A 22,777-nucleotide genomic window follows, 5' to 3' on the forward strand; every position below is an offset into this window, starting at 1 on the left:
GATGAATTGGTTAGTGAGCTTGTGGACCTGGGTTGATAATCGCCTCCCCGTTCAAAAAGCGTGGGATACCCATATGGGTAAGTACTACGCACCTAAAAACTTTAACTTCTGGTATTTCTTCGGCGTATTGTCGCTGTTGGTATTGGTGAATCAGCTGATCACCGGTATTTGGTTGACAATGAGCTATGTTCCTACCGCAGAAGGTGCATTCGCCTCTGTTGAATACATCATGCGCGACGTAGATTACGGTTGGGTGTTGCGCTACATGCACTCTACCGGTGCCTCTGCGTTCTTTATTGTTGTATATCTCCATATGTTCCGCGGCTTGATGTACGGCTCTTACAAGTCTCCACGTGAACTCGTGTGGATTTTCGGTATGACTATTTACCTCGCTCTCATGGCTGAAGCCTTTATGGGTTACGTATTGCCATGGGGTCAAATGTCCTACTGGGGTGCTCAGGTAATCGTATCTTTGTTTGGTGCTATTCCTGGTATTGGTGAAGATCTGGTTCAGTGGATTCGTGGTGATTACCTCATTTCTGGCATCACTCTTAACCGTTTCTTTGCATTACACGTTGTGGCGCTGCCAATCGTACTTTTGGCTTTGGTTGTGATGCACATTTTGGCGTTGCACGATAAGCACGTTGGTTCTAACAACCCGGATGGCGTTGAGATTAAAAAGAACAAAGATGAAAACGGTATTCCTTTGGACGGTGTTCCTTTCCATCCCTTCTATACCGTTCATGACTTGGTTGGTATCAGCGTATTCCTGTTTGTATTCTGCTTTATTTTGTTCTTTATGCCTGAAGTAGGCGGCTTCTTCCTTGAGCACGCTAACTTTGAAGAAGCAAACAACCTGAAAACTCCAACGCACATTGCGCCCGTTTGGTACTTCACTCCGTTCTACGCGGTATTGCGTGCAGTAACGATTGAAATTGGTCCTTTGAACGCTAAGTTCCTTGGCTTTGTGGCTATGGCCGCGGCAATTGCAATTTTGTTCGTGTTGCCATGGTTGGATCGCAGCAAAGTGAAATCAATTCGTTATCGCGGTTGGATTCCACGCGTTATGTTGATGAGCTTTGCGGCCATGTTCGTTGTGTTAGGTTACTTAGGTGTAAAAGCACCGACCGAAGGCCGCACCTTGTTGTCACAAATCGCTACTACTTTCTACTTCGCTTATTTTGTGACTATGCCTGTGTGGACTACCACCAACGTAGAGAAAGCGAAATCTAAAGTGTCGTTCGTATTGTCAGGTGTTTTCGCGGTGATTTTTGCGGCCATGGCAGTTACCTACCTCAAGGCTGAAGTGCCTAAATTATTGTTGGTGTTCTGTGCATTGTTGGCTGTGATCTTTGCTGTTCTACCATTGTTGGCTGCACGTGATTCCGATTTGCCTGAGCCAAGTCGCGTTCAAGCTAAAGGTCTGCCGTTGCACATTGTGTTGGGTGGTTTGGCGTTGTTCTTGATCCTTGCGATTGTTCCTATCAAGGCTGTAGCTAACACTGGCAACTTTGAGTGTGGTGCTATTCCCTGTGATAAGTTCGAAGCCGATTTGAAGGATAAAGAGTCTTTGCAACGTGGTGCTAAATACTTCACCAACTACTGCATGGGCTGTCACTCTGCCAAATACTCACGTTTTGAGCGCGTTGCTACCGATTTGGATATTCCAAAAGACATGATGGAAGGCAACCTGATTTTAGGTGGTCAACGTATCGGTCAGTTAATGGAAATTGCGATGCGCCCAGCTCAAGCCAAAGTATGGTTTGGTGTAACACCGCCAGACTTGAGCTTGGAAACCCGTGCACGTTCGCCAGAGTGGGTTTACACCTATCTCCGTAACTTCTACAAAGACGATACACGCCCATGGGGTGTTAACAACCGCGTGTTCCCGAACGTGGGTATGCCTCACGTGTTGATTGGTCTGCAAGGTTTGCTGGAATGCGGCCCAGGCCCAAAACTTAACCACAAAGGTAACGCAGAGCGTAACTCTATCGGTCAAGTTGAGATTGATGAGCACTGTGGTGGTTTGGTAGAAGGCGCGATCAAGGGTTCATTGAAGAAGGATGAGTTTGATCAAGCGGCTTACGACATCGTTAACTTCTTGTCTTACTTGGGCGAGCCTGCTGCACTTAAGCGTGAAGATATGGGCAAACGTGTGTTGCTGTTCATTCTGCTTTTCGCACTCTGCGCCTACTTCCTGAATAGAGAATTCTGGCGAGATATTCACTAGAGTTTAGTTCCAAAAAGGGCGACTATAGGTCGCCCTTTCTTTTGGTCGTTTGTTTTATGTTTGTGAGTTTGCTATGGAAATGACATCAAATCGTCCCTACTTGCTGCGTGCCATTTATGAATGGTTGGTCGATAACAATTGCACCCCGCATTTGGTGGTTTTTGCCAATGTTCCGGGTGTTGTGGTACCGCAACAGCACATCAACAAAGATGGCCAAATTATTTTAAATATTGCTCCTTCTGCGGTGAAGGATTTGTTTATTGCCAACGAAGCGGTTTCCTTTAGTGCCCGGTTTAGCGGCGTTGTACACAATATCTATGTTCCCTGCGGTGCGGTGCTCGGAATCTACGGTCGTGAAAACGGACAGGGAATGATGTTTGAATTGGAGTTACCCTCAACACCTCCCACGCCTCCTGAACCCACTAAACCAGATGGCGGTGGCGATACTCCTCCCAAAAAATCCTTCTTAAAAGTAGTGAAGTAACTTTCAAAATTGTGACAGGTAAATGCGGACTTTTTTCTCGCAGTCATAAACTTGTCACAATTGGTTGCTAGATTGAGCGTCAAGGGTGAGGCAGGCTCACCTTTTACTTAAGGTCACCTTTCCTAAAGGAAACGCTCAATGAACGCTAACAAATTTATTAAGGGATTGGCGCTAGCCGGTTCTCTGATTGGCTCAATGACTTGTGCAGTAGCTGTGCAAGCGGCCGTAGATGCAAAATTGCCAGAATACAAAGTAACCACTGGTGTGTCTGGTAATGTGAACAGTATTGGTTCAGATACTTTGGCAAACTTGATGACCTTGTGGTCTGAAGAGTACAAAAAACTTTACCCCAACGTGAACATTCAAATTCAAAGTGCTGGTTCTTCTACTGCACCACCAGCTTTGACTGAAGGTACTTCAAACTTCGGCCCAATGAGCCGTGCTATGAAAGATGCCGAAGTTCAAGCCTTCGAAGCTAAATACGGCTACAAGCCAACAAAAGTACCTGTTGCTATCGACGTTTTGGCTGTTTACGTAAACAAAGATAACCCAATCAAAGGTTTGTCCATCCAGCAAGTTGATGCCATCTTCTCTGCAACCCGTAAGTGCGGTGGCGAAAAAGATTTGGTTAACTGGGGTGATGTAGGTTTGACTGGCGCGTGGGAAAAACGCGGCATTTCTCTCTACAGTCGTAACGCCGTATCAGGCACCTACGGTTACTTTAAAGATGAAGCCCTGTGTAAAGGTGACTTCAAATCTACCGTAAACGAGCAACCAGGTTCAGCTTCTGTAGTGCAGAGCGTATCTGAATCTATCAACGGTATTGGTTACTCAGGTATTGGTTACAAAACTTCTGGCGTACGTGCTCTGCCAATTTCTAAATCCTCTTACTCCGAGTTGATTCCGGCGGATGCAGAACATGGTTTGGATGGTTCATACCCACTGTCTCGTCAATTGTTCATTTACGTGAACAAGAAGCCAAACCAACCATTGGATAAGTTGCAACTTGAGTTCTTCAAGTACGTATTGTCCAAACAAGGCCAGCAAGCGGTTGAGCGTGATGGGTACATTCCGTTGCCGGCTGACCTTGCAGAAAGAACTTTGGCTAAGTTGTTGAAGTAAAAGGCTGTTGCAGTAATCGAAGAAAAAAACCGCTGCTAGTCAGCGGTTTTTTTTTTGGGGGCAACGCACCTACGAAAAGCGCGTTGTAACAAAACTGTCATTAATGGCTGTTAGGATTTTGCGCGCCAATACCATATCGGGTGATTTTCTATGTCTAAACCTCTTTCAATCGCTGCCAAGACATCAGACTTGATGCCGAGCGCAGAGCAGCGCACAAAGTTGCGTCGCTGGCGCAACCTTAAAGATAAAATATCAGGTTACGGCATTATGGTGGCCGGGATTGCAGTTGTTGGATCCTTAGCGCTGATTTTTGTTTACTTATTTTCTGAAGTCATCCCGCTCTTGCGTGGTGCTTCTGTCGATGTTCAGAAAACTTACACTCTGCCTGCCAATGAGCAAATTGCATCGAGCCCGGCGGAATTTATTACCTTGGAACGCTACGAAGAAATTGGCGCTACCTATCACAAAAACGGCACCGTTCAGTTTTTTAATGCGCTTGATGGTACCGAGAGTATTAATCAGCAAGTGCCTAAATCGGCCGATGCCCAGTTCTCCACCTTAGCGACCAGCGAGTCATCACATGGTTTGGTCGCTTATGGTTACAACAATGGTGAAGTTGCGGTGGTAAAAGCTCAATACGATTTGAGTTACCCCGACGACAAGCGTGTGGTAACGCCTAGCTTGAGCTTTCCGCTGGGTGAAAATCCGTTTCAGCTGGATGCGAACCGAGCAGCAATTAATGCGCTCGCTATTCAAGATACAAGCAACGGCCCCGTGTTAGTCGCTGCAACGGCTGATAACCGTTTGCTACTGGGCATGGTAACCACCAAAACCAATCCCATTACCGAAGAAACGACTACCAACACGGAAGTATTTAATCTCCCTTCGTTACCCGAAGGTGAAAAAGTGACGCAAATGCAAGTAGACGACAACGGTCGCTATTTGGTTGTCGCCAACGATAAATCCCAACTTTATCTCTACAATCTCAGTAAACCCAACGCCGCTGAACGCTACGAGCCAGTGACCGTCGAAGGCGGAAAAGTTACCGCAATGCGCTTTTTGGTGAGCACGGGTTCTCTCGCAATCGGTACTGAGCAAGGGCGCGTAAGCCAATGGTTAATGGTGCGCGATAAAAATAATCGCTACCACGTAACTCACGTACGCGACTTCAAACCGCTTTCTGGTGCCGTAACCCACATCGCTCCCGAATATTCCCGTCGCGGTTTTTGGGCCGCGGACGACAAAGGAAATATCGGGATTTATTACGGAACATCTGCGCGTACGCTGTTGATTAAATCCATGGGCTCAACGCCGATAGAAAAAATTGGCTTGTCTCCGATTAATGGTCGTGTGTTGTTGTTGGATAAAAACCAAAAAATCAGCGTTGCAAAAGTGTGGAATGAACACCCCGAAGTATCGTTCAGCATGTTGTGGGAAAAAGTCTGGTATGAAGGTCGTGACGCACCTGATTACATTTGGCAGGCATCTTCTGGTAGCGACAATTTCGAAGCAAAAATGAGTTTCGTCCCGCTCACCTTAGGTACATTAAAAGCAGCACTCTTCGCTATTTTGTTTGCAGTGCCACTCGGTGTGATGGGCGCGATCTATACCGCTTACTTTATGACGCCAAAATTGCGTGGCATGGTAAAGCCAACGATTGAAATTATGGCGGCATTGCCGAGTGTAATTTTAGGCTTCCTCGCCGGCTTGTGGTTGGCGCCTTTCCTTGAGAATCATCTGCCTGCGATTTTCTGCATACTGATTTTTGTTCCATTGGTAATGCTGATTGTTGGATTTATTTGGAGTCAATTCCCGCTTTCAATTCGCGCGCAAATTCCAGAGGGTTGGGAGGCTGCGATTTTGGTTGTGCCCGTTATTTTAACCGTGTGGGCGTGCATTGATATTAGTCCCTATCTTGAAGTGTGGTTCTTTGGTGGCAGCTTGCCGCAGTGGTTCACTAATCACGATGTGAAGTTTGAACAGCGCAACGCACTTGTTGTTGGTTTGGTGATGGGTTTTGCCGTAATCCCTAGTATTTTCTCGATCGCGGAAGACGCCGTGTTCAGTGTGCCGCGTCACCTTACACAAGGTTCGCTTGCTCTTGGTGCTACGCGCTGGCAAACCATGGTCGGTGTTGTATTGCCAACCGCAAGCCCCGGTATTTTTTCTGCTGTGATGATGGGGTTTGGTCGCGCCGTAGGTGAAACCATGATCGTGCTCATGGCAACGGGCAACAGCCCTGTGGTGAATTTTAATATCTTCGAAGGTATGCGTACGCTCTCGGCAAACATCGCTGTGGAGATGCCAGAAACGGCAGTGGCGAGTACTCACTTCCGTGTACTTTTCCTTGCAGCGCTTTTGCTTCTCGCGCTCACCTTTGTTGTTAACACGGTTGCGGAAATGGTTCGCCAAAGTCTACGCAAACGTTACAGCAATCTTTAATTGGGGATTCAACACATGAAAAATTTATTGAAAGCCCCCGTCCTTTGGTACAAAAGCGGATCACCTTGGATTTGGTTAAACGGTGGTGCTGTTACGCTTTGTATGCTGATGGTGGTTGGTTTATTGGGTTTGATTGCGGTACGTGGTTTTGGACATTTTTGGCCAGCCAATATTGTATTGACTAGTGCGACAGATACGAGCGGCAATAAGCACGTGATTATGGGTGAAGTAGTGCGCAGCGAAATTATCGCTGCGGCGATCGCGCGTGATAATGGTTACAAAATTCCAGCAGAGCAGGAATTACTTACGCGCTATTTAATTAAATTAGGTAACAAGGATATTACCTCGCGCGATTTTATGTGGGTGCTGGAAAACGGAATGGATGCTTGGCAATACCCGAAAGACGCGGTCACCGTTGAACGTCGTGAATGGGGTAATTTTTACGGTTACCTAATCTCCATCAACGAAAACGGCAAGCCAGTACTAACCAAAGATGCACCAAACTTCTGGTCAGAAGTGGATGCTCGCATGAAGCGCGCGCTAAAACTTCACGATGAAATTGCGCACATCGAAAAAGTCCGCATTGGCGGCATCAACAATTCCATTCAGGAGTTGAAACTCGACCATCGCCGTTTGGAACTTAAAGGTGTGACTGGCGCAAAAATGGCAGAGGCAGAAGCCGGTTTTGCTGAGCGTAAAGCTGCGCTGGAAGCTGAATACGAAGTCGTGAAAAAAGAGCGCGATGTGATTCTGCATGAAGCAACTCGCGATCAATTTGTTGCGAAAACTGCTGATGGCAAAGAAGTAATTTTACCGCTGGATCATTTGGTGCGTGTAACTCACCCCAACGATATGAGTGTGATTGCCAAAACGGGCGACTACGTAAAACGTTTCTGGGAATTTATGACGACTGAGCCACGCGAAGCCAATACTGAAGGCGGTATTTTTCCAGCCATCTTCGGCACTTTCGTGATGGTTATTGTGATGGCGATTATAGTGACGCCTTTCGGTGTGCTCGCTGCGATTTATTTGCGTGAGTATGCGCGTGACGGTTGGTTTTTGCGCGTAATCCGAATTTCGGTTTATAACCTCGCGGGCGTTCCGTCCATCGTGTACGGCGTGTTTGGTTTAGGTTTCTTCGTGTACTACTTGGGTGGCAATATCGACCAATTATTTTTCGCGGAAAGTTTGCCGTCACCAACCTTTGGTACTCCAGGTTTATTTTGGGCGTCGCTCACGCTTGCGTTACTCACATTGCCAATCGTGATTGTTTCTACTGAGGAAGGTTTGTCGCGTATCCCCAGTACAATTCGCCAAGGCAGTTTGGCTTTGGGTGCAACGAAATCAGAGACCCTATGGAAAGTGGTAGTTCCGCTTGCAACACCAGCGATGATGACAGGTTTGATTCTAGCGGTTGCGCGTGCGGCAGGTGAGGTTGCTCCGTTGATGTTAGTAGGTGTTGTGAAATTGGCTCCGGCGTTACCGGTAGATGGCAACTATCCCTACTTGCACCTCGACCAAAAAATCATGCACTTGGGCTTCCACATTTATGATGTAGGTTTCCAAAGCCCGAACGTAGAAGCTGCACGTCCCTTGGTTTACGCGACTTCGTTAATGTTGGTGATGTTAATTGTGATTCTTAACGTTACGGCGATTAAAATCCGTAACAACTTGCGTGAAAAATACCGTAGCGCTTCGGACTAATGTTGTCACCGAATTGAAATAGGCGTGACACACAAATTATTTATTATTGAGCAGGCGAATGTTATGACCAGTACAACTAATGCTGAAAGCATCAAGCTGGAAGTTAAAGACCTCAATTTATATTACGGCCCAAAGCGCGCATTGCACGGTGTGAGCCTATCGATTCCTGAAAAAAAGGTGACTGCTTTTATTGGTCCATCAGGTTGCGGTAAGTCAACCTTGTTGCGCTGCTTCAACCGCATGAATGATTTAGTGGATTCATGCCGTGTGGAAGGCCAAATTTTGATGGATGGACAAAACATCTATGACAAAAAAGTAGATGTGGCGGATTTGCGCCGCCAAGTAGGTATGGTTTTCCAAAAACCAAACCCATTTCCAAAATCCATTTATGAAAACGTTGCTTATGGCTTGCGTTTGCAAGGCGTCAATTCAAAACGCATATTGGATACAGTTGTAGAAAACTCATTGCGTGGTGCTGCGCTGTGGGATGAAGTGAAAGATCGCTTGCACGATAACGCCTTTGGTTTGTCTGGCGGCCAGCAACAGCGTTTGGTGATCGCGCGCGCAATCGCGATTGAGCCGGAAGTTATTTTGCTCGACGAACCTGCCTCCGCACTTGACCCTATTTCTACACTCAAAATTGAAGAGTTAATTTACGAACTCAAAGACAAATATACGATCGTGATCGTAACGCACAACATGCAGCAAGCAGCGCGCGTTTCCGATTACACCGCGTTTATGTATATGGGTGATTTGATTGAGTACGGCAACACCGATACGTTGTTTACTAATCCAACCAAGAAACAAACTGAAGATTATATTACTGGTCGTTACGGTTAATTTAATTTACGTGGGAATCGTCATCCTCGCGTAGCGGGATCCAGCTGTTGATTTGTAATTTTACAGGCTGGATCCCGCTACGCGAGGATGACGCTCCCTACTTTATGTGAAAATTATTTAGTACATTTATTTTTGTCTTTGAGACATTTTTTGGCGGAGTCCCGACTATGGATATTACAAGCCACACACACCACATATCGCAGCAGTACAACATTGAGTTGGACGATATTCGTAAACACCTTTCTGAAATGGGCGGCATGGCGCAGCGTCAGGTGAACGATGCAATCATCGCTTTAGTGGATGCCGACATCACTAAAGCCGAACAAGTTGTTCGCGCAGATAAAACCGTTAACTCCATGGAAGTATCCATCGACGAAGAATGTATTCGCATTCTTGCGCGTCGCCAGCCAGCGGCGAGCGATTTGCGTTTGGTTATTGCGGTAACTAAAGCGATTACGGATTTGGAGCGTATTGGCGATGAGGCATCGAAAATTGCGCGCCAAGCTATCGCCATGAGTTCCGAAGGTTTGGCGCCACGTGGTTATGTCGAGGTTCGCCACATCGGCGGTTTGGTGTCGCGCATGCTGCAAGATTCTCTGGATGCCTTTGCGCGTCTCGATATGGAAATGGCGGAGAATGTTGTGCAAATGGACCGCACTGTGGATTTGGAATACGGCACGGCTATGCGTGAATTGGTAACTTTTATGATGGAAGATCCGCGCAGTATTACGCGCGTGTTGAACATCATGTGGTCATTGCGCGCGCTTGAGCGCATTGGCGACCACGCACGTAATTTGGCGCAATATGTTATTTACCTCGTTAACGGTGAGGATGTTCGCCATACCAGTTTGGAAGAGTAATTCGTTAAGACTAAGTGTTAAAAAATGTGAAGCCCATGTCTTTTTAGATATGGGCTTTTTTATGCGTGGGCGAAAACCTGTTTCAACAAATCTGCGGCCAGCGCTCGGCTGTTCATGTGCCAGCGACTCAGCGTATAATGTACATACATAATATAAATAGGCTAAACCATCATGCTGGATTCCGGTCGCAACCTCACTCACCAACTTACTCATCAGCTCGGCTCCGCCATTATTCAAGGCAGCTACGCTATAGATAAAAGTTTCCCCACAGAAGCGGAGCTATCGCAGCAGTTTAATATCAGCCGCAGTGTTACGCGTGAAGCGGTAAAAATGCTAACGGCAAAAGGCTTGTTGGCATCTCGTCCGCGCCAAGGCATCCGTGTTATGCCCAGTTCACAGTGGAATATGTTCGATCCGGACGTACTTTCATGGACGCTCAATGCAAGGCCATCGCTCGATTTACTGCGTGAGTTCACTCAGCTGCGTATTGCCATAGAGCCAGAAGCCGCTCGCCTTGCAGCGGAGAATCGCCACGACAAGCCGCGCATGAAAGCGATTGCCGATGCACTTGAGCGCATGCGCAAAGCGGATCTGGGCCAAGACGATCCGCTGGGTGCTGATATCGAATTCCACACGGCGATTCTTGCGGCCAGTAATAACCGGTTCTTTTTGCAGTTGCGTCAGTTTATTCAGGTTGCCTTGCGTGTCAGTATCGCCAGCACTAATCAGCTCAAAGGTGTGTTGACTGCGAACTACGACGATCACAAGAAAATTTACGATGAAATCTACGCAGGCAATGCCGATGCTGCATCAAATGCGGTACGCTACCTGCTCAATGAAGTTATGCAGTTGATTAACATCTCGCTGGTTAAAACACCGCCAGCAGAATAACCTTTGATGTCGGGCAAGATCACCAGTGTAATTGCTTGGTATCTTGCCTTCGTATTACGCCGAGACTTGTTCCATGTATAGCTACTCTTCCCACGAAGGATTTACGCGCTATGCCAGCCTGGAAAACCGCACGGTTTTTATCACGGGTGGTGCCACAGGTATTGGTGCAAGCTTGGTGGAAGCTTTCGTAAGCCAAAACGCCAAAGTAGCCTTTGTGGATGTTGATGCAGAAGCCGCCGAGCAATTGTGTTTATCCCTGAAAGAAAAAGGCTTGCCGTGCCCTTGGTTTCAAGTGTGCGATGTCAGCAACATAGAATCACTGCGCGCCGCCATTTATGCCGCGCAAAAAGAGTTTGGTGATATTCGGGTGTTGATTAACAACGCCGCCAATGATCAACGCTACGAAAGCTTGACCATGACAGAGGCGCAGTGGCACCAGAGTTTGGCGGTGAACTTGCACCCGGTATTTTTCTCTGCGCAAACAGTAGCGCCTATGATGAAAGCGCAGGGTGGTGGGTCTATTGTCAACATTAGTTCGATCAACACCCATTTTGCGCCGCCTAATTTGGCAAGTTACATTGCTGCTAAAGCGGGTATTGTGGGAATCACCAAATCCCTCGCAACAGATTTTGGTGCAGACAATATTCGCGTGAATTCTATTTTGCCGGGCTGGGTCGCAACACCCAAGCAATTGGAGAAATGGCTTTCGTCTGAACAAGAACAAGAGTTAATGAAACGCGTTTGTTTGAAAAAACGTTTGGGCGCGCACGATGTCTCGAAGCTGGCTTTGTTTCTGGCGTCGGATGATTCGGCCATGATTACCTCGCAAGAATTAATTGTAGACGGCGGCCGGTTGTAACAAAAAACTTTCTTTAAAGCTCGCACTTGGTGCGAGTTTTTTTGAAGCTTAAAAATAAAATCTTATAAATAATATCGTAAAAACTCGGAGGTTCCCCTTGTATCTTAGTCAACTTGATTTAGCGATTTTAGCGCTCTACGCCATCGTCCTTGTGTTTATCGCGTTTAGAGTCTCGCGCGAGAAAAAAGGTCACGAAAAAAACGCGCAGGATTATTTTCTGGCGAGTAAGGCTCTCCCTTGGTGGGCGGTGGGAACCTCATTAATTGCAGCGAATATTTCCGCTGAGCAAATTGTAGGTATGTCGGGTGCGGGCTACGCGGGCGGGATTGCAGTTGCATCTTATGAATGGATGTCTGCGCTCACTTTGTTTTTGGTGGGCAAATATTTTTTGCCGATTTTTATCGCCAAAGGCATTTACACCATGCCGGAGTTTTTGGAGCAGCGTTACGACCGCCGCGTGCGCACCGTCATGTCGATTTTCTGGCTAACGCTTTATGTGCTGGTGAATCTAACCTCCATTATGTATTTGGGTGCGCTCGCCGTTAATGCGGTAACCGGTATGGATATGATGCACGCAATGATCGCTATGGCCGCATTTTCGTTTTGCTATTCCGTGTACGGCGGTATGAAAGCGGTTGCCTTTACCGATGTTTTCCAAGTTACCTTATTGGTACTAGGTGGTGCGCTCGTTACTTGGTTAGGTTTGGAAAAAGTCGCCGCACTATATGGTGGCAGTGGCGTTGTTGATGGTTTCAATCAATTACTGATTCAAGTGCCGGAAAAATTCGATTTAATTCTCGATCCTAGCAACCCCAACTACAAAAACCTGCCTGGTATTTCTGTATTGATCGGCGGTATGTGGGTAGTGAATATTTCTTACTGGGGCTTTAACCAATACATTACTCAGCGCACGCTGGCTTCAAAAAGTTTGCAAGAGGCGCAAAAAGGTATCGCGCTCGCCGCATACTTAAAAGTATTGATGCCGGTAATTATTGTATTGCCCGGCGTTGCGGCAGCGGTGCTAAAACCAGGCTTAACTCCATCGGATCAAGCCTACCCTTGGATGATGGTTAATATTTTGCCGCACGGCATTTTAGGCGTGGTGTTTGCCGGTTTAGTGGCTGCGGTTTGTGCATCGCTCGCGTCAAAAACCAACAGTATTTCTACGCTCTTCACCATGGATATTTACAAGCAAATTATTAACCCCAATGCCTCGCAAGAGCACTTGGTAAAAGTAGGTCGTATTGCGGCCTTGGTGGCCATTGTTATTGCGCTTGTAGTGGCTGAACCCTTGATTGGCAAATCAGATCAAGCCTTCCAATTTATCCAAGATTTCACCGCCTTCTTCACACCCGGTGTTGTGTTGATGTTCTTGATGGGTTTCTTCTGGAAAAAAGCGAACGCCTTATCGGCATTGGTTGCCGGTATAGGCTCTGTAGCTTTATCCATTTTGGCGAAATTTGTGTTGCCAGCGGAGTTCCCGTTTATGGATCGTATTGCGATTGTCTTTATTCTTTGCGCGCTTTTGGCGGTAGTAGCTACCTACATGTCTGGGGGCAAAGTTCAAGAAAAGGCCATCGACTTGAACGGCATTCATTTTAAAACCGAGCCTGTGTTTAACGTGGCTTGTTTGGGCGTGGTTTTGGTGTTGATCGCTTTCTATACCGTGTGGTGGTAAGCAGCCGCTTTAGGTTTGGTGATCATTTGAAAAAGTGCTAGTCTGCGCCCCGCCACTGAACAGTGAGCGGGGCGTTTTTTCTCCACGGCCAACACCAAAAACCAGCACCAAAAAAACAAAAAACTTATGAGCAATTACGAGCTAATCGAACAAATTTCCTGCGCCAATATTTTAGGTGAAGGGGTTCAATGGAATCACAAAGAGCAAGCGGTTTGGTGGACGGATATTAAATCCAACGTGATTTTTCGCTATCACCTTGCCTCAAAAGATTTGCAGCGCTGGGACATGCCTGAGCCTGTCGGCTGCTTTGCATTTTGCGAGAATGATGAACGAATTCTGTTGGCGCTCGCCTCTGGTTTTGGGTGGTTTGATAAAACAACCGGCGAGATTGAATGGATCGCAAAACCCGAAGCGCATCTTATTGGTAACCGCTTAAACGATGGCCGTGTAGATCGCCAAGGCCGCTTCTGGGCGGGCTCGATTGTAGAGCAGCGCAATGCGCCGGACCAAAGTGCGGGTCTGTTCTGTTTGGATGCTCATGCTCAGTCCTCGCAGCACCTTTCAGGCTTGGCAATCTCCAACAGCCTTTGCTGGAGTTTGGATTCCACCAAACTCTATCACGCCGACTCGCCCACTCATCAAATCCGCGTATATGATTTTGACGCCCATACCGGCACCTTGAATGAAGGCAAAGTATTTGCCCAAACCCACTCAACCGTGGAGCCGGATGGCAGCACCATAGACGCCGAAGGCTGCCTGTGGAACGCTGAATGGGGCGGTAGCCGTTTAGTGCGCTACAACTCGAAAGGTGAGGAAATCTTCGAATTAAAAACAATCGTCAGTCAGCCAACCTGCATGGCTTTTGGTGGTGAAGATCTGAATCTGTTGTTTGTCACCAGTGCGCGCATAGGTTTAAGCGACGAGGCATTAGCAGCCCAATCAAGCGCCGGAAATTTGTTTATTTATCGCACGGATTTTAAAGGCGTAAATGAGTGCTGGTACAAAGCTTCGGCATCGCGTTAATTAAATCTATTTCCTCGGGTGACTTGTTATAAGATACTGTGCCGTGCAGCGAAGTCGCCCTGTGGGGATGCAGAACACAATAAATTGCTGCCGCAAAATACATTTTCGTAAGCTAGGAAAACCCCTTGAAACAAAGCAACGCCAGCCGTAAACCGCCTGTATCCGAACCTGCCAGCAACCTAGGTATGCGCATTGTGCGAGAGGGTGCGCTCATTGGTTTATTGGCCGTTTGTGCGTATCTCTGCATGGCTATGTTTAGTTACGACACCGCTGATGGAGGCTATTGGAGTACCGGTGATAATGGGCAACTTTCAAATCTTGGCGGCAGAGTAGGCGCTTGGGTTGCGGATGTGTCCTTCGGCTTTTTCGGTTATTTGGCTTACCTTTTTCCCATCATGTTGATGTATAGAATTGCGCTGATATTCAAGGATAGAACGCATCTGCGTAGCATTGATTGGTTAATGGTAAGTATTCGCTTTGTTGGTCTAATTATTGTCATGCTTGCTGGCACTGGACTTGCCGCGATGCATTTCAGTGGGGGTAACTCTGTATTGCCGAACTCAAATGGCGGGCTCTTGGGTGGTGGAATGGCGACCTTGGTAGATAATGCGTTTGGGTACACTGGTGGAACGCTTATATTATTAGCCTTGTTTTTGTTCGGCATAACCATTTTTACCGACTTGTCGTGGTTCGCCTTAATGGACGAATTGGGCAATTTAACCTTGATTGGCATCGAAAAGGGCAAAGAGCGCTGGTTGCGTTACAAGCGTGAAAAGGCGGAAAAGAATATTGCCGTTGTCGCCCAGCAACATCGCCGCGAAGTGGTTGAAGAGCGCGCAAAAATCGAAGCCAAGCGTGTCGCGCCCGTGGTGATCGCAGAACCACCCAAAAAGAAACCTGCTCCTAGTCCACGCGTGGAAAAAGAAAAACAGCCCTCCTTGTTTGATGCGCTTGAACCCGCCGAAGGTGTGCTGCCATCCTTAGGTCTCCTCGACCCCGCTGACAAGCGCAGCGATAAGGGCTATTCCAAAGAATCCTTGGAGGCCATGTCCAAGCTGCTGGAATTAAAGCTCAAAGACTTCGGCATCGAGATCGAAGTGGTTTCTGTTCAGCCCGGCCCTGTAGTTACCCGTTTTGAAATTCAGCCTGCACCGGGTATTAAAGCCAGCCGAATCTCTGGTCTCGCTAAAGACTTGGCGCGCTCGCTTGCAGTGGTTTCTGTGCGCGTGGTGGAAGTAATTCCCGGTAAATCGGTTATGGGTATTGAAATTCCCAACGCTCACCGCGAAATGGTGCGCTTGAGCGAAGTAATTTCTTCCGAGGCATACGATCAAGCCAAGTCACCGCTGACCATGGCGCTGGGGCATGATATTTCAGGTGAGCCGGTAGTTTCTGATCTCGCCAAAATGCCGCACTTGCTGGTGGCGGGTACTACAGGCTCGGGTAAGTCTGTGGGCGTGAACGTGATGCTCCTCAGCTTGTTGTACAAGTCCACACCCAAAGAAGTCCGCCTGATTCTGGTTGACCCAAAGATGTTGGAGCTCTCGGTTTACGACGGCATTCCGCATTTGTTGACGCCTGTCATTACCGACATGAAAGACGCGTCCAACGGTCTGCGCTGGTGCGTGGGTGAGATGGAGCGCCGTTACAAACTGATGTCTGCCTTGGGGGTGCGCAACCTCGCTGGCTTCAATCGTAAAGTTGATGAGGCCAACAAAGCTGGCCAGCCGATTCCCGATCCCCTGTTTAAACCCGAAGAGAATTTCGAAGCTGGTGCGGAAGTAGCTACTGCTCCAAACCTAGAGCCCTTGCCCGCTATTGTGGTTGTGATCGACGAATTCGCCGACATGATGATGATCGTCGACAAGAAAAAAGTGGAACAACTCATCGCCCGTATTGCCCAAAAAGCGCGTGCGGCGGGTATTCACTTGATTCTGGCGACTCAGCGGCCATCGGTTGACGTTATCACTGGTTTGATCAAAGCCAACGTACCGACCCGTATTGCGTTCCAGGTTTCATCCAAAATCGACTCGCGTACTATCTTGGACCAAGGCGGCGCTGAACAGCTGCTCGGCCACGGTGACATGCTTTATTTACCATCCGGCACCAGCGTACCTATTCGCGTTCACGGCGCCTTTGTGGATGACCACGAAGTTCACCGTGTGGTCGCCGATTGGAAAAAACGCGGAACCCCGGAATATATCGACGGCATCACCGACGACAGCAATAACTCCATTCCCGTGCCCGGTATTCCGAGCGAGGGCGGAGAAGAGGGCGACAATGGCGAAAGTGATGCGCTCTATGACGAAGCCGTGGCGTTTGTACTGGAGTCTCGCAAAGCGTCTATTTCGTCGGTACAACGCAAGCTCAGAATTGGTTACAACCGTGCAGCGCGCTTGATTGAAACCATGGAAGCAGCGGGAGTGGTTTCATCTGCGGGGCATAATGGGAATCGTGAGGTGTTGGCGCCGGGAGGTAGAGGGGACTATTAATATCCGTTTCTTAGCTAGTGGCACCAATCGGGCCCCATGAGAGTTCCCCGAGCATCGCAATAAATTTGGTGTAAAACAAACAGGAAGTTTGTTTTAGTGACGTCGAGCCATGGATGGCTCGTCGGAACGACAGCAAATTTATGAGAAGCGCAGGAATAGGAACGAGCTGGGTGTCTTTTCTTTTGCTTACTTTTCTTTGGACAAGCAAAGAAAAGTGAGGCCCACGGCAGGTGTACGACTTACATATCTTGCGTTTTATTAGAAAAGATTTTTTAGTTTGTAGATTTTATTTCGCCTCCTGGCGAGTCACTTTTCTTTGTTTCGCCAAAGAAAAGTAACCCAAAGAAAAGCGACCCGTCTCGCTCTTGTTCCTGCGCGCTTCAGAAAATTGCTGTCGTTCCGACGCGACATCCATGTCGCGTAGTCACTCAAACGCACCTCCTGTGCGTTTGCCACCAATTTTCCTCCAGTGCTCGGAGAGCTCGCATGGGATTGTTGGAACCAGTGGAAATTTTTGCCACCACAAAATTGCAGCAAAGCAATTTTGCACAGCGAAGCTGCCCCGAGGGTGAAAGCCAAGGATGGCGTTAATGAATTTTCCTCCAGTGCTCGGAGAGCTCGCACGGGAATTGTTTGGTGCCAATTGTGAGATTTTGAATTTTTATTTTGGGTTGGTTCAGGCTGTTGTAATACCTTTATCACTCCGTCGTCATCCTCGCGTAGCGGGACTAAGCACAACGTGCTTGAACTGCCGTAGGCTGGCCCAAAGGGCGAGCAACGCGAGTAATCCAGCTTTTTAGGAATCTTCATGAAACTCATTACTCATTTAATTTCACTTTTAACTATCGTTTTTGCTGTTGTCGCTCACGCCGACGACCAATCCCCCGCGCAACTGCGCAAACAACTCGATGCCATGAACACCTTGCAAGGTAGTTTCGTTCAAACGCTATTTAGCAAAGAAGGCAAAAAGCAGGACGAGCAGAAGGGCACTTTTGTCATGCAGCGCCCCGGCAAGTTTTTTTGGAAAACTGAAACGCCCGCGCCGCAATTATTGGTTTCAAACCAAAAAACCATTTGGCTTTACGACCCTGATTTGCAAACGGTTAATGAGCGTCCGTTTAGCGATGATCTGAAAAAAACGCCTGTGCTTTTATTGAGTGAAGATGTTGATAAGCTCCGTAAAAACTTCACTATTAATCGCACTCAAGCAGACAAAGCGGAAAAATTTTCGATCACGCCTAAAGTCACCGAAGGTTTATTTCAGGAGTTATTGTTAGTGTTTGTTGATAATCAACTCACTGAGTTTTCCATTCGTGATAGTTTGGGGCAGCTGAGTCATTTTGCGTTGAGCAATGTAAAACGCAATCAAGCAGTGGATGAAAACTTGTTTAATTTTGTGGCGCCAGCAGGTGCCGACATTATTAAAAACCAATAGTACTTAAACGAATGAGCGATTTATTCAGTTCGCAGCAATCTTATTATCAGCCATTAGCGGCGCGTATGCGGCCGCGCGATCTGGATGATTATATTGGGCAAGAGCATTTGCTCGCGCCGGGCAAACCGCTGCGGGAAGCGATTGTTCGTGGTCAGTTGCATTCCATGATTTTTTGGGGGCCGCCCGGTGTTGGTAAAACCTCCTTGGCGAGATTATTTGCAGAACAGGCGAATGCTCGCTTTGAATCTCTCTCAGCGGTCTTATCAGGTGTAAAAGAAATTCGAGCTGCGGTTGCTGTGGCTCAACAAGAGCGCGCGGCGGGTCGCAAAACAATTTTATTTGTGGATGAAGTTCATCGCTTCAACAAATCCCAGCAGGATGCCTTCTTACCCTATGTGGAAGACGGCACTTTTATTTTTATCGGCGCCACCACTGAAAACCCGTCGTTTGAATTAAACAATGCGCTTTTATCGCGTTGCCGCGTTTACGTGTTGCGCGGCTTGCAACCAGAACAGTTGCAACTGGTTTTGCAGCAGGCATTGGATGACACAGAGCGCGGTCTTGGTAACAGCAATATTCGCATCGACCAAGATACGCTCATGACGCTCGCGCAAGCGGCCGATGGTGATGCACGTAAATCGCTCAACCTCTTAGAGATTGCCGCCGATTTGGCGGACGAGGTAGATGGTCACAAAATCATCGACGAGCAGGTTCTGGCAGAAGTACTTGCCAGCGATGTTCGTCGATTCGATAAGGGTGGCGATATTTTCTATGAGCAAATCTCAGCGTTGCATAAATCGGTGCGAGGCTCATCGCCTGACGGTGCGCTCTACTGGTTAGCGCGCATGTTGGATGGCGGCTGCGATCCGCTTTATATCGCCCGTCGTGTGGTGCGTATGGCAAGTGAGGATATTGGCAACGCTGACCCGCGCGCCTTGCCATTGTGCCTTGCAGCGTGGGATGTTCAGCAACGCCTCGGCCATCCAGAAGGTGAATTGGCGATCGCCCAAGCCGTGGTTTATTTGGCGGCAGCGCCCAAAAGTAATGCTGTGTATAATGCCTTCAACCAAGTCATGGCCGATGTTCGCTCCCAGCCTGCGTACGATGTACCCATACACCTGCGCAACGCGCCGACCAAGTTGATGAAATCTATGGACTACGGCGCAGAGTACCGCTATGCCCATGACGAACCGGGCGCTTACGCGGCGGGTGAAAAGTATTTGCCGGAAGAATTGGCAGATACGAGTTACTACCAGCCTGTTGAACGCGGCCTGGAGTTGAAGATTAAAGAAAAGCTTGCGCATTTTCGCGAGCTGGATAAACAAAGTAACAAGCAGCGCTATAAAAAATAATCAGAGATTAAATGATGCAATGGTTAATGATCGCAATTGGCGGAGCACTGGGTTCCATCGCGCGCTACTCTGCGGTTGCTTACTTAACCCCCTTGCTGAGCTATCGTTTTCCGTTTGGCACTTTTATTGTGAATATCTCAGGTTCATTTTTAATAGGCGCTGCTTATGTTGTGATTATTGAGAAAGCCATTATTCCCAGTGAGTGGCGTTTGTTCGTTATCACAGGAATTTTAGGCGGTTACACCACCTTCTCAGCATTCTCCCTAGAAATGTTGCAAATGTGGCAAGAAGGCCAAGTGGCTCTTTCACTGGTGTATGCCGTAAGTTCTGTCGCGCTGGGTTTGTTGTTTGCTTATTTCGGCATGCAGCTTACGCAAAAATTATTTTAGTTTTTTAATTTTAAAGAAAATATCCATCATGTTAGATTCAAAATTACTCCGCAATAATCCTGATCTTGTTGCCACGGCGTTGAAGAAACGCGGTCTGGTGTTGGATGTCGCTCGCATCAATGCTTTGGAAGAAGCGCGCAAAGCCATTCAAATTAAAACCGAAGCGCTTCAGCAAGATCGCAACACACGTTCAAAAGCAATCGGCAAAGCCAAACAAGCGGGTGAAGATGTTGCTCCGCTGATGCAAGCCGTTGAGCAAATCAAACAAGACTTGGCGACCGCTGAAGTTGAATTGGCGAACATTCAAAAAGAATGGGATGAGTTTGTTAACGCTATTCCCAATATGCCTGCTGACGAAGTGCCTGAAGGCGCAAGCGATGAAGACAACGTAGAAATTCGCCGCTGGGCTATGCCAAAAAGTTTTCACTTCCCCATTAAGGATCACGTGGATTTGGGCGCAGATTTAGGTGGTTTAGATTTTGAAGTGGGCACTAAAATTACCGGTACGCGCTTTGCGGTTTTGCGTGGCGGTGTTGCGCGCTTACACCGGGCGCTCGCGCAATTTATGTTGGATACTCACATTAACAAGCACGGTTATGACGAAGTTAACGTGCCGTTTATTGTGAACCGTGATTCTCTCTTCGGTACCGGTCAACTGCCTAAATTTGAAGAAGACTTATTTAAGTTGACCGACGAGCGCGAATTTTATTTGATTCCTACAGCAGAAGTTCCTGTCACCAATATTTACCGCAATGAAATTGTGGATGAAGCTCAGCTTCCGATTAAATTGGTTTGCCATTCTCCTTGCTTCCGTTCAGAAGCGGGCAGTTACGGGCGTGATACGCGCGGCATGATTCGCCAGCACCAATTTGAAAAAGTGGAATTGGTTCAATTCGTTCGTCCTGAAGAATCTGACGCAGCCTTAGAAGAACTGGTCGGTCATGCGGAAGCGATTTTAAAAGCATTGGGCTTGCCATATCGCACAGTGATTTTGTGTGGTGGCGATATAGGTTTCTCATCAGCCAAGACTTACGACATTGAAGTCTGGGTACCATCGCAAAATAAATACCGTGAAATTTCATCATGCAGCAGTTTCCGCGATTTCCAAGCGCGCCGTATGTTAGCGCGCTACCGCAATCCGGAAACCGGCAAGCCAGAATTGCTGCACACACTTAACGGTTCAGGTTTGGCGATTGGTCGCACTTTGCTCGCGGTATTGGAAAATTACCAATTGGAAGATGGCAGCGTCACCATTCCTGAAGTCTTGCGTCCCTACATGGGTGGCCAAGATGCATTGTTGCCTGTGAAAAAATAAATCTTTTTCAACAACAATTCGCAAAGGTGGGTGGCGCAGTAGCGATACCCACCTTTTTTATTTCAACGAACTATTTTGTGAAATGCTATGGATTATTTTCCCGTATTCCTCGATTTAAAAAAACGCCGGTGTCTGCTTGTGGGCGGCGGTGAGGTTGCAACGCGTAAAGGTCGTATGCTGGCAAAATCGGGCGCCGTTTTGCGTGTGGTAGCACCGGAGATTTCAAATGAGCTGCGCGAACTTGTTGCGCAACATAATGGCGAATTAATCCTTCGCGAATATCAGCAAGGCGATATGGAAGGTTGTGTGCTGGCAGTAGCTGCAACTGATATTGAAACGCTCAACCAACAAATATCGGATGAAGCAAAACAAATAAATATACCTGTAAATGTGGTAGACACTCCTGCATTGTGTACCTATATCACTCCCGCCATTATCGACCGCTCACCTTTGATGATCGCTATTTCGAGTGGCGGTGAAGCACCGGTACTTGCGCGTTTAGTGCGAGCAAAACTCGAAACATTAATTCCGATGAGTTACGGAAAACTCGCGCAATTAGCAAGCCGTTGGCGCGACAGAGTGAAAGCGCGTTTTAATGACGGCGACAGCCGCCGAAAATTCTGGGAAAAAATTCTGCAAGGCCCGGCGGCAGAGCTGGCTATGAATGGGCAGCTTGATCAGGCCGATAAAATTCTTTCAGATGAAATCGCTAACGAGGATGCATCGCTCACACAAGGTGAAGTCTATTTGGTTGGCGGTGGCCCTGGCGATCCTGAGTTGTTAACGCTCAAAGCTCTACGCTTAATGCAGCAAGCTGACGTGGTGCTCTATGACCGCTTAGTGTCGGATGGTGTTATGGATTTAGTTCGCCGCGATGCCGAACGCATTTATGTAGGTAAGCGCCGCAGCGAGCACGCCATGCAGCAGGAGAACATTAATCAGCTGTTGGTGGATCTGGCTAAAGAAGGCAAGCGTGTCCTACGCTTAAAAGGCGGAGATCCTTTTATTTTTGGCCGAGGTGGTGAGGAAATTGAGTTGCTTGCGCAACACCAAATTCCGTTTCAAGTTGTGCCGGGCATTACCGCCGCATCTGGCTGCGCGGCTTACGCGGGAATTCCTCTAACTCATCGCGATTATGCGCAATCGGTGCGCTTCGTGACGGGGCACCTGAAAGATGACTCCATCAACAAACAATGGCCGGAACTCGCGAATCCCACCCAGACCTTGGTGTTTTATATGGGCTTAGTCGGCTTAAGGGATATATGTGCCTCCCTTATTGCTCATGGACGCGCTGCGACCACGCCAGTCGCTTTGATCGAGCGTGGCACTACTCAGCAGCAGCGGGTGATTTTGGGGGATTTAGCGACTATTGCAGATATTGTCGCCTCCCAAGAAGTCCATGCGCCTACGCTGTTTGTCGTCGGCGATGTTGTAAGGCTTCATGAAAACCTGAAATGGTTTACAGGCAGCTCGGAAAACCCACTTTCGGCGCGATAGCTACGTTATTTTTGTACTCAGTCGGTCATTTATTGAAATATAAACTCCCTTCTTGCGTGCAAAAATGCCTTGCTCATCGCCAAAATTGAGTTTTCTGAGCCACCTCTGAAAACTGGCGCTTAAAACTGGTAAAGAATTTGCTGTAATTGCCGATAGAATGATCA

General features: G+C 47.8%; 17 protein-coding genes. All 17 read left to right on the forward strand.

Annotation, left to right across the window (positions count from 1 at the left end; all coding sequences use genetic code 11):
- Position 1 precedes the first annotated feature (1 nt).
- On the forward strand, positions 2 to 2,230 hold the full coding sequence (locus U1F02_RS05520; protein WP_409989367.1) for a ubiquinol-cytochrome c reductase: 2,229 nt from the start codon (positions 2 to 4) through the stop codon (positions 2,228 to 2,230).
- Positions 2,231 to 2,303: 73 nt separating this feature from the next.
- A complete protein-coding gene (locus U1F02_RS05525) occupies positions 2,304 to 2,714 on the forward strand; it encodes a ClpXP protease specificity-enhancing factor (protein WP_409989368.1) in 411 nt (136 codons plus the stop codon).
- Between the two features lie 138 nt (positions 2,715 to 2,852).
- The gene (locus tag U1F02_RS05530) at positions 2,853 to 3,836 is read left to right on the forward strand and encodes a PstS family phosphate ABC transporter substrate-binding protein (RefSeq protein WP_409989369.1); all 984 of its coding nucleotides are present in this window, start codon (positions 2,853 to 2,855) and stop codon (positions 3,834 to 3,836) included.
- Between the two features lie 150 nt (positions 3,837 to 3,986).
- Positions 3,987 to 6,278 (forward strand): ABC transporter permease subunit, encoded by a 2,292-nt coding sequence (locus tag U1F02_RS05535; protein ID WP_409989370.1) that lies wholly within the window; start codon positions 3,987 to 3,989, stop codon positions 6,276 to 6,278.
- Between the two features lie 15 nt (positions 6,279 to 6,293).
- The gene (pstA, locus tag U1F02_RS05540) at positions 6,294 to 7,982 is read left to right on the forward strand and encodes a phosphate ABC transporter permease PstA (protein WP_409989371.1); all 1,689 of its coding nucleotides are present in this window, start codon (positions 6,294 to 6,296) and stop codon (positions 7,980 to 7,982) included.
- Between the two features lie 63 nt (positions 7,983 to 8,045).
- Complete coding sequence (pstB, locus tag U1F02_RS05545; RefSeq protein ID WP_409989372.1) at positions 8,046 to 8,822, forward strand: phosphate ABC transporter ATP-binding protein PstB; 777 nt, start codon at positions 8,046 to 8,048, stop codon at positions 8,820 to 8,822.
- A 167-nt stretch (positions 8,823 to 8,989) separates the two neighbouring features.
- Positions 8,990 to 9,682: a phosphate signaling complex protein PhoU gene (gene phoU / locus U1F02_RS05550; protein WP_409989373.1), complete on the forward strand. Its 693-nt coding sequence runs from the start codon at positions 8,990 to 8,992 to the stop codon at positions 9,680 to 9,682.
- Between the two features lie 171 nt (positions 9,683 to 9,853).
- Positions 9,854 to 10,573, forward strand: coding sequence for a FadR/GntR family transcriptional regulator (locus tag U1F02_RS05555; protein WP_409989374.1), 720 nt, complete (start codon positions 9,854 to 9,856; stop codon positions 10,571 to 10,573).
- A 73-nt stretch (positions 10,574 to 10,646) separates the two neighbouring features.
- On the forward strand, positions 10,647 to 11,432 hold the full coding sequence (locus U1F02_RS05560) for an SDR family NAD(P)-dependent oxidoreductase (protein WP_409989375.1): 786 nt from the start codon (positions 10,647 to 10,649) through the stop codon (positions 11,430 to 11,432).
- Between the two features lie 97 nt (positions 11,433 to 11,529).
- Positions 11,530 to 13,110 (forward strand): sodium/sugar symporter, encoded by a 1,581-nt coding sequence (locus tag U1F02_RS05565; protein ID WP_409989376.1) that lies wholly within the window; start codon positions 11,530 to 11,532, stop codon positions 13,108 to 13,110.
- Between the two features lie 126 nt (positions 13,111 to 13,236).
- On the forward strand, positions 13,237 to 14,133 hold the full coding sequence (locus U1F02_RS05570) for an SMP-30/gluconolactonase/LRE family protein (RefSeq protein ID WP_409989377.1): 897 nt from the start codon (positions 13,237 to 13,239) through the stop codon (positions 14,131 to 14,133).
- A gap of 185 nt (positions 14,134 to 14,318) precedes the next feature.
- On the forward strand, positions 14,319 to 16,625 hold the full coding sequence (locus U1F02_RS05575; protein WP_409989556.1) for a DNA translocase FtsK: 2,307 nt from the start codon (positions 14,319 to 14,321) through the stop codon (positions 16,623 to 16,625).
- 808 nt (positions 16,626 to 17,433) lie between these two features.
- Positions 17,434 to 18,060 carry an outer membrane lipoprotein chaperone LolA gene (gene lolA / locus U1F02_RS05580; protein WP_409989378.1) on the forward strand — a complete coding sequence of 209 codons (627 nt, stop codon included), beginning with the start codon at positions 17,434 to 17,436 and terminating at the stop codon, positions 18,058 to 18,060.
- 11 nt (positions 18,061 to 18,071) lie between these two features.
- Positions 18,072 to 19,412: a replication-associated recombination protein A gene (locus tag U1F02_RS05585; RefSeq protein WP_409989379.1), complete on the forward strand. Its 1,341-nt coding sequence runs from the start codon at positions 18,072 to 18,074 to the stop codon at positions 19,410 to 19,412.
- Between the two features lie 11 nt (positions 19,413 to 19,423).
- Positions 19,424 to 19,801, forward strand: a complete 378-nt coding sequence (crcB, locus tag U1F02_RS05590; protein WP_409989380.1) for a fluoride efflux transporter CrcB — start codon at positions 19,424 to 19,426, stop codon at positions 19,799 to 19,801.
- Between the two features lie 28 nt (positions 19,802 to 19,829).
- On the forward strand, positions 19,830 to 21,116 hold the full coding sequence (serS, locus tag U1F02_RS05595; RefSeq protein ID WP_409989381.1) for a serine--tRNA ligase: 1,287 nt from the start codon (positions 19,830 to 19,832) through the stop codon (positions 21,114 to 21,116).
- Between the two features lie 87 nt (positions 21,117 to 21,203).
- Complete coding sequence (cysG, locus tag U1F02_RS05600) at positions 21,204 to 22,613, forward strand: siroheme synthase CysG (RefSeq protein ID WP_409989382.1); 1,410 nt, start codon at positions 21,204 to 21,206, stop codon at positions 22,611 to 22,613.
- The last annotated feature ends 164 nt before the right edge of the window (positions 22,614 to 22,777 follow it).

The sequence above is a fragment of the Cellvibrio sp. genome, from assembly GCF_046347455.1.
Lineage (GTDB): Bacteria > Pseudomonadota > Gammaproteobacteria > Pseudomonadales > Cellvibrionaceae > Cellvibrio.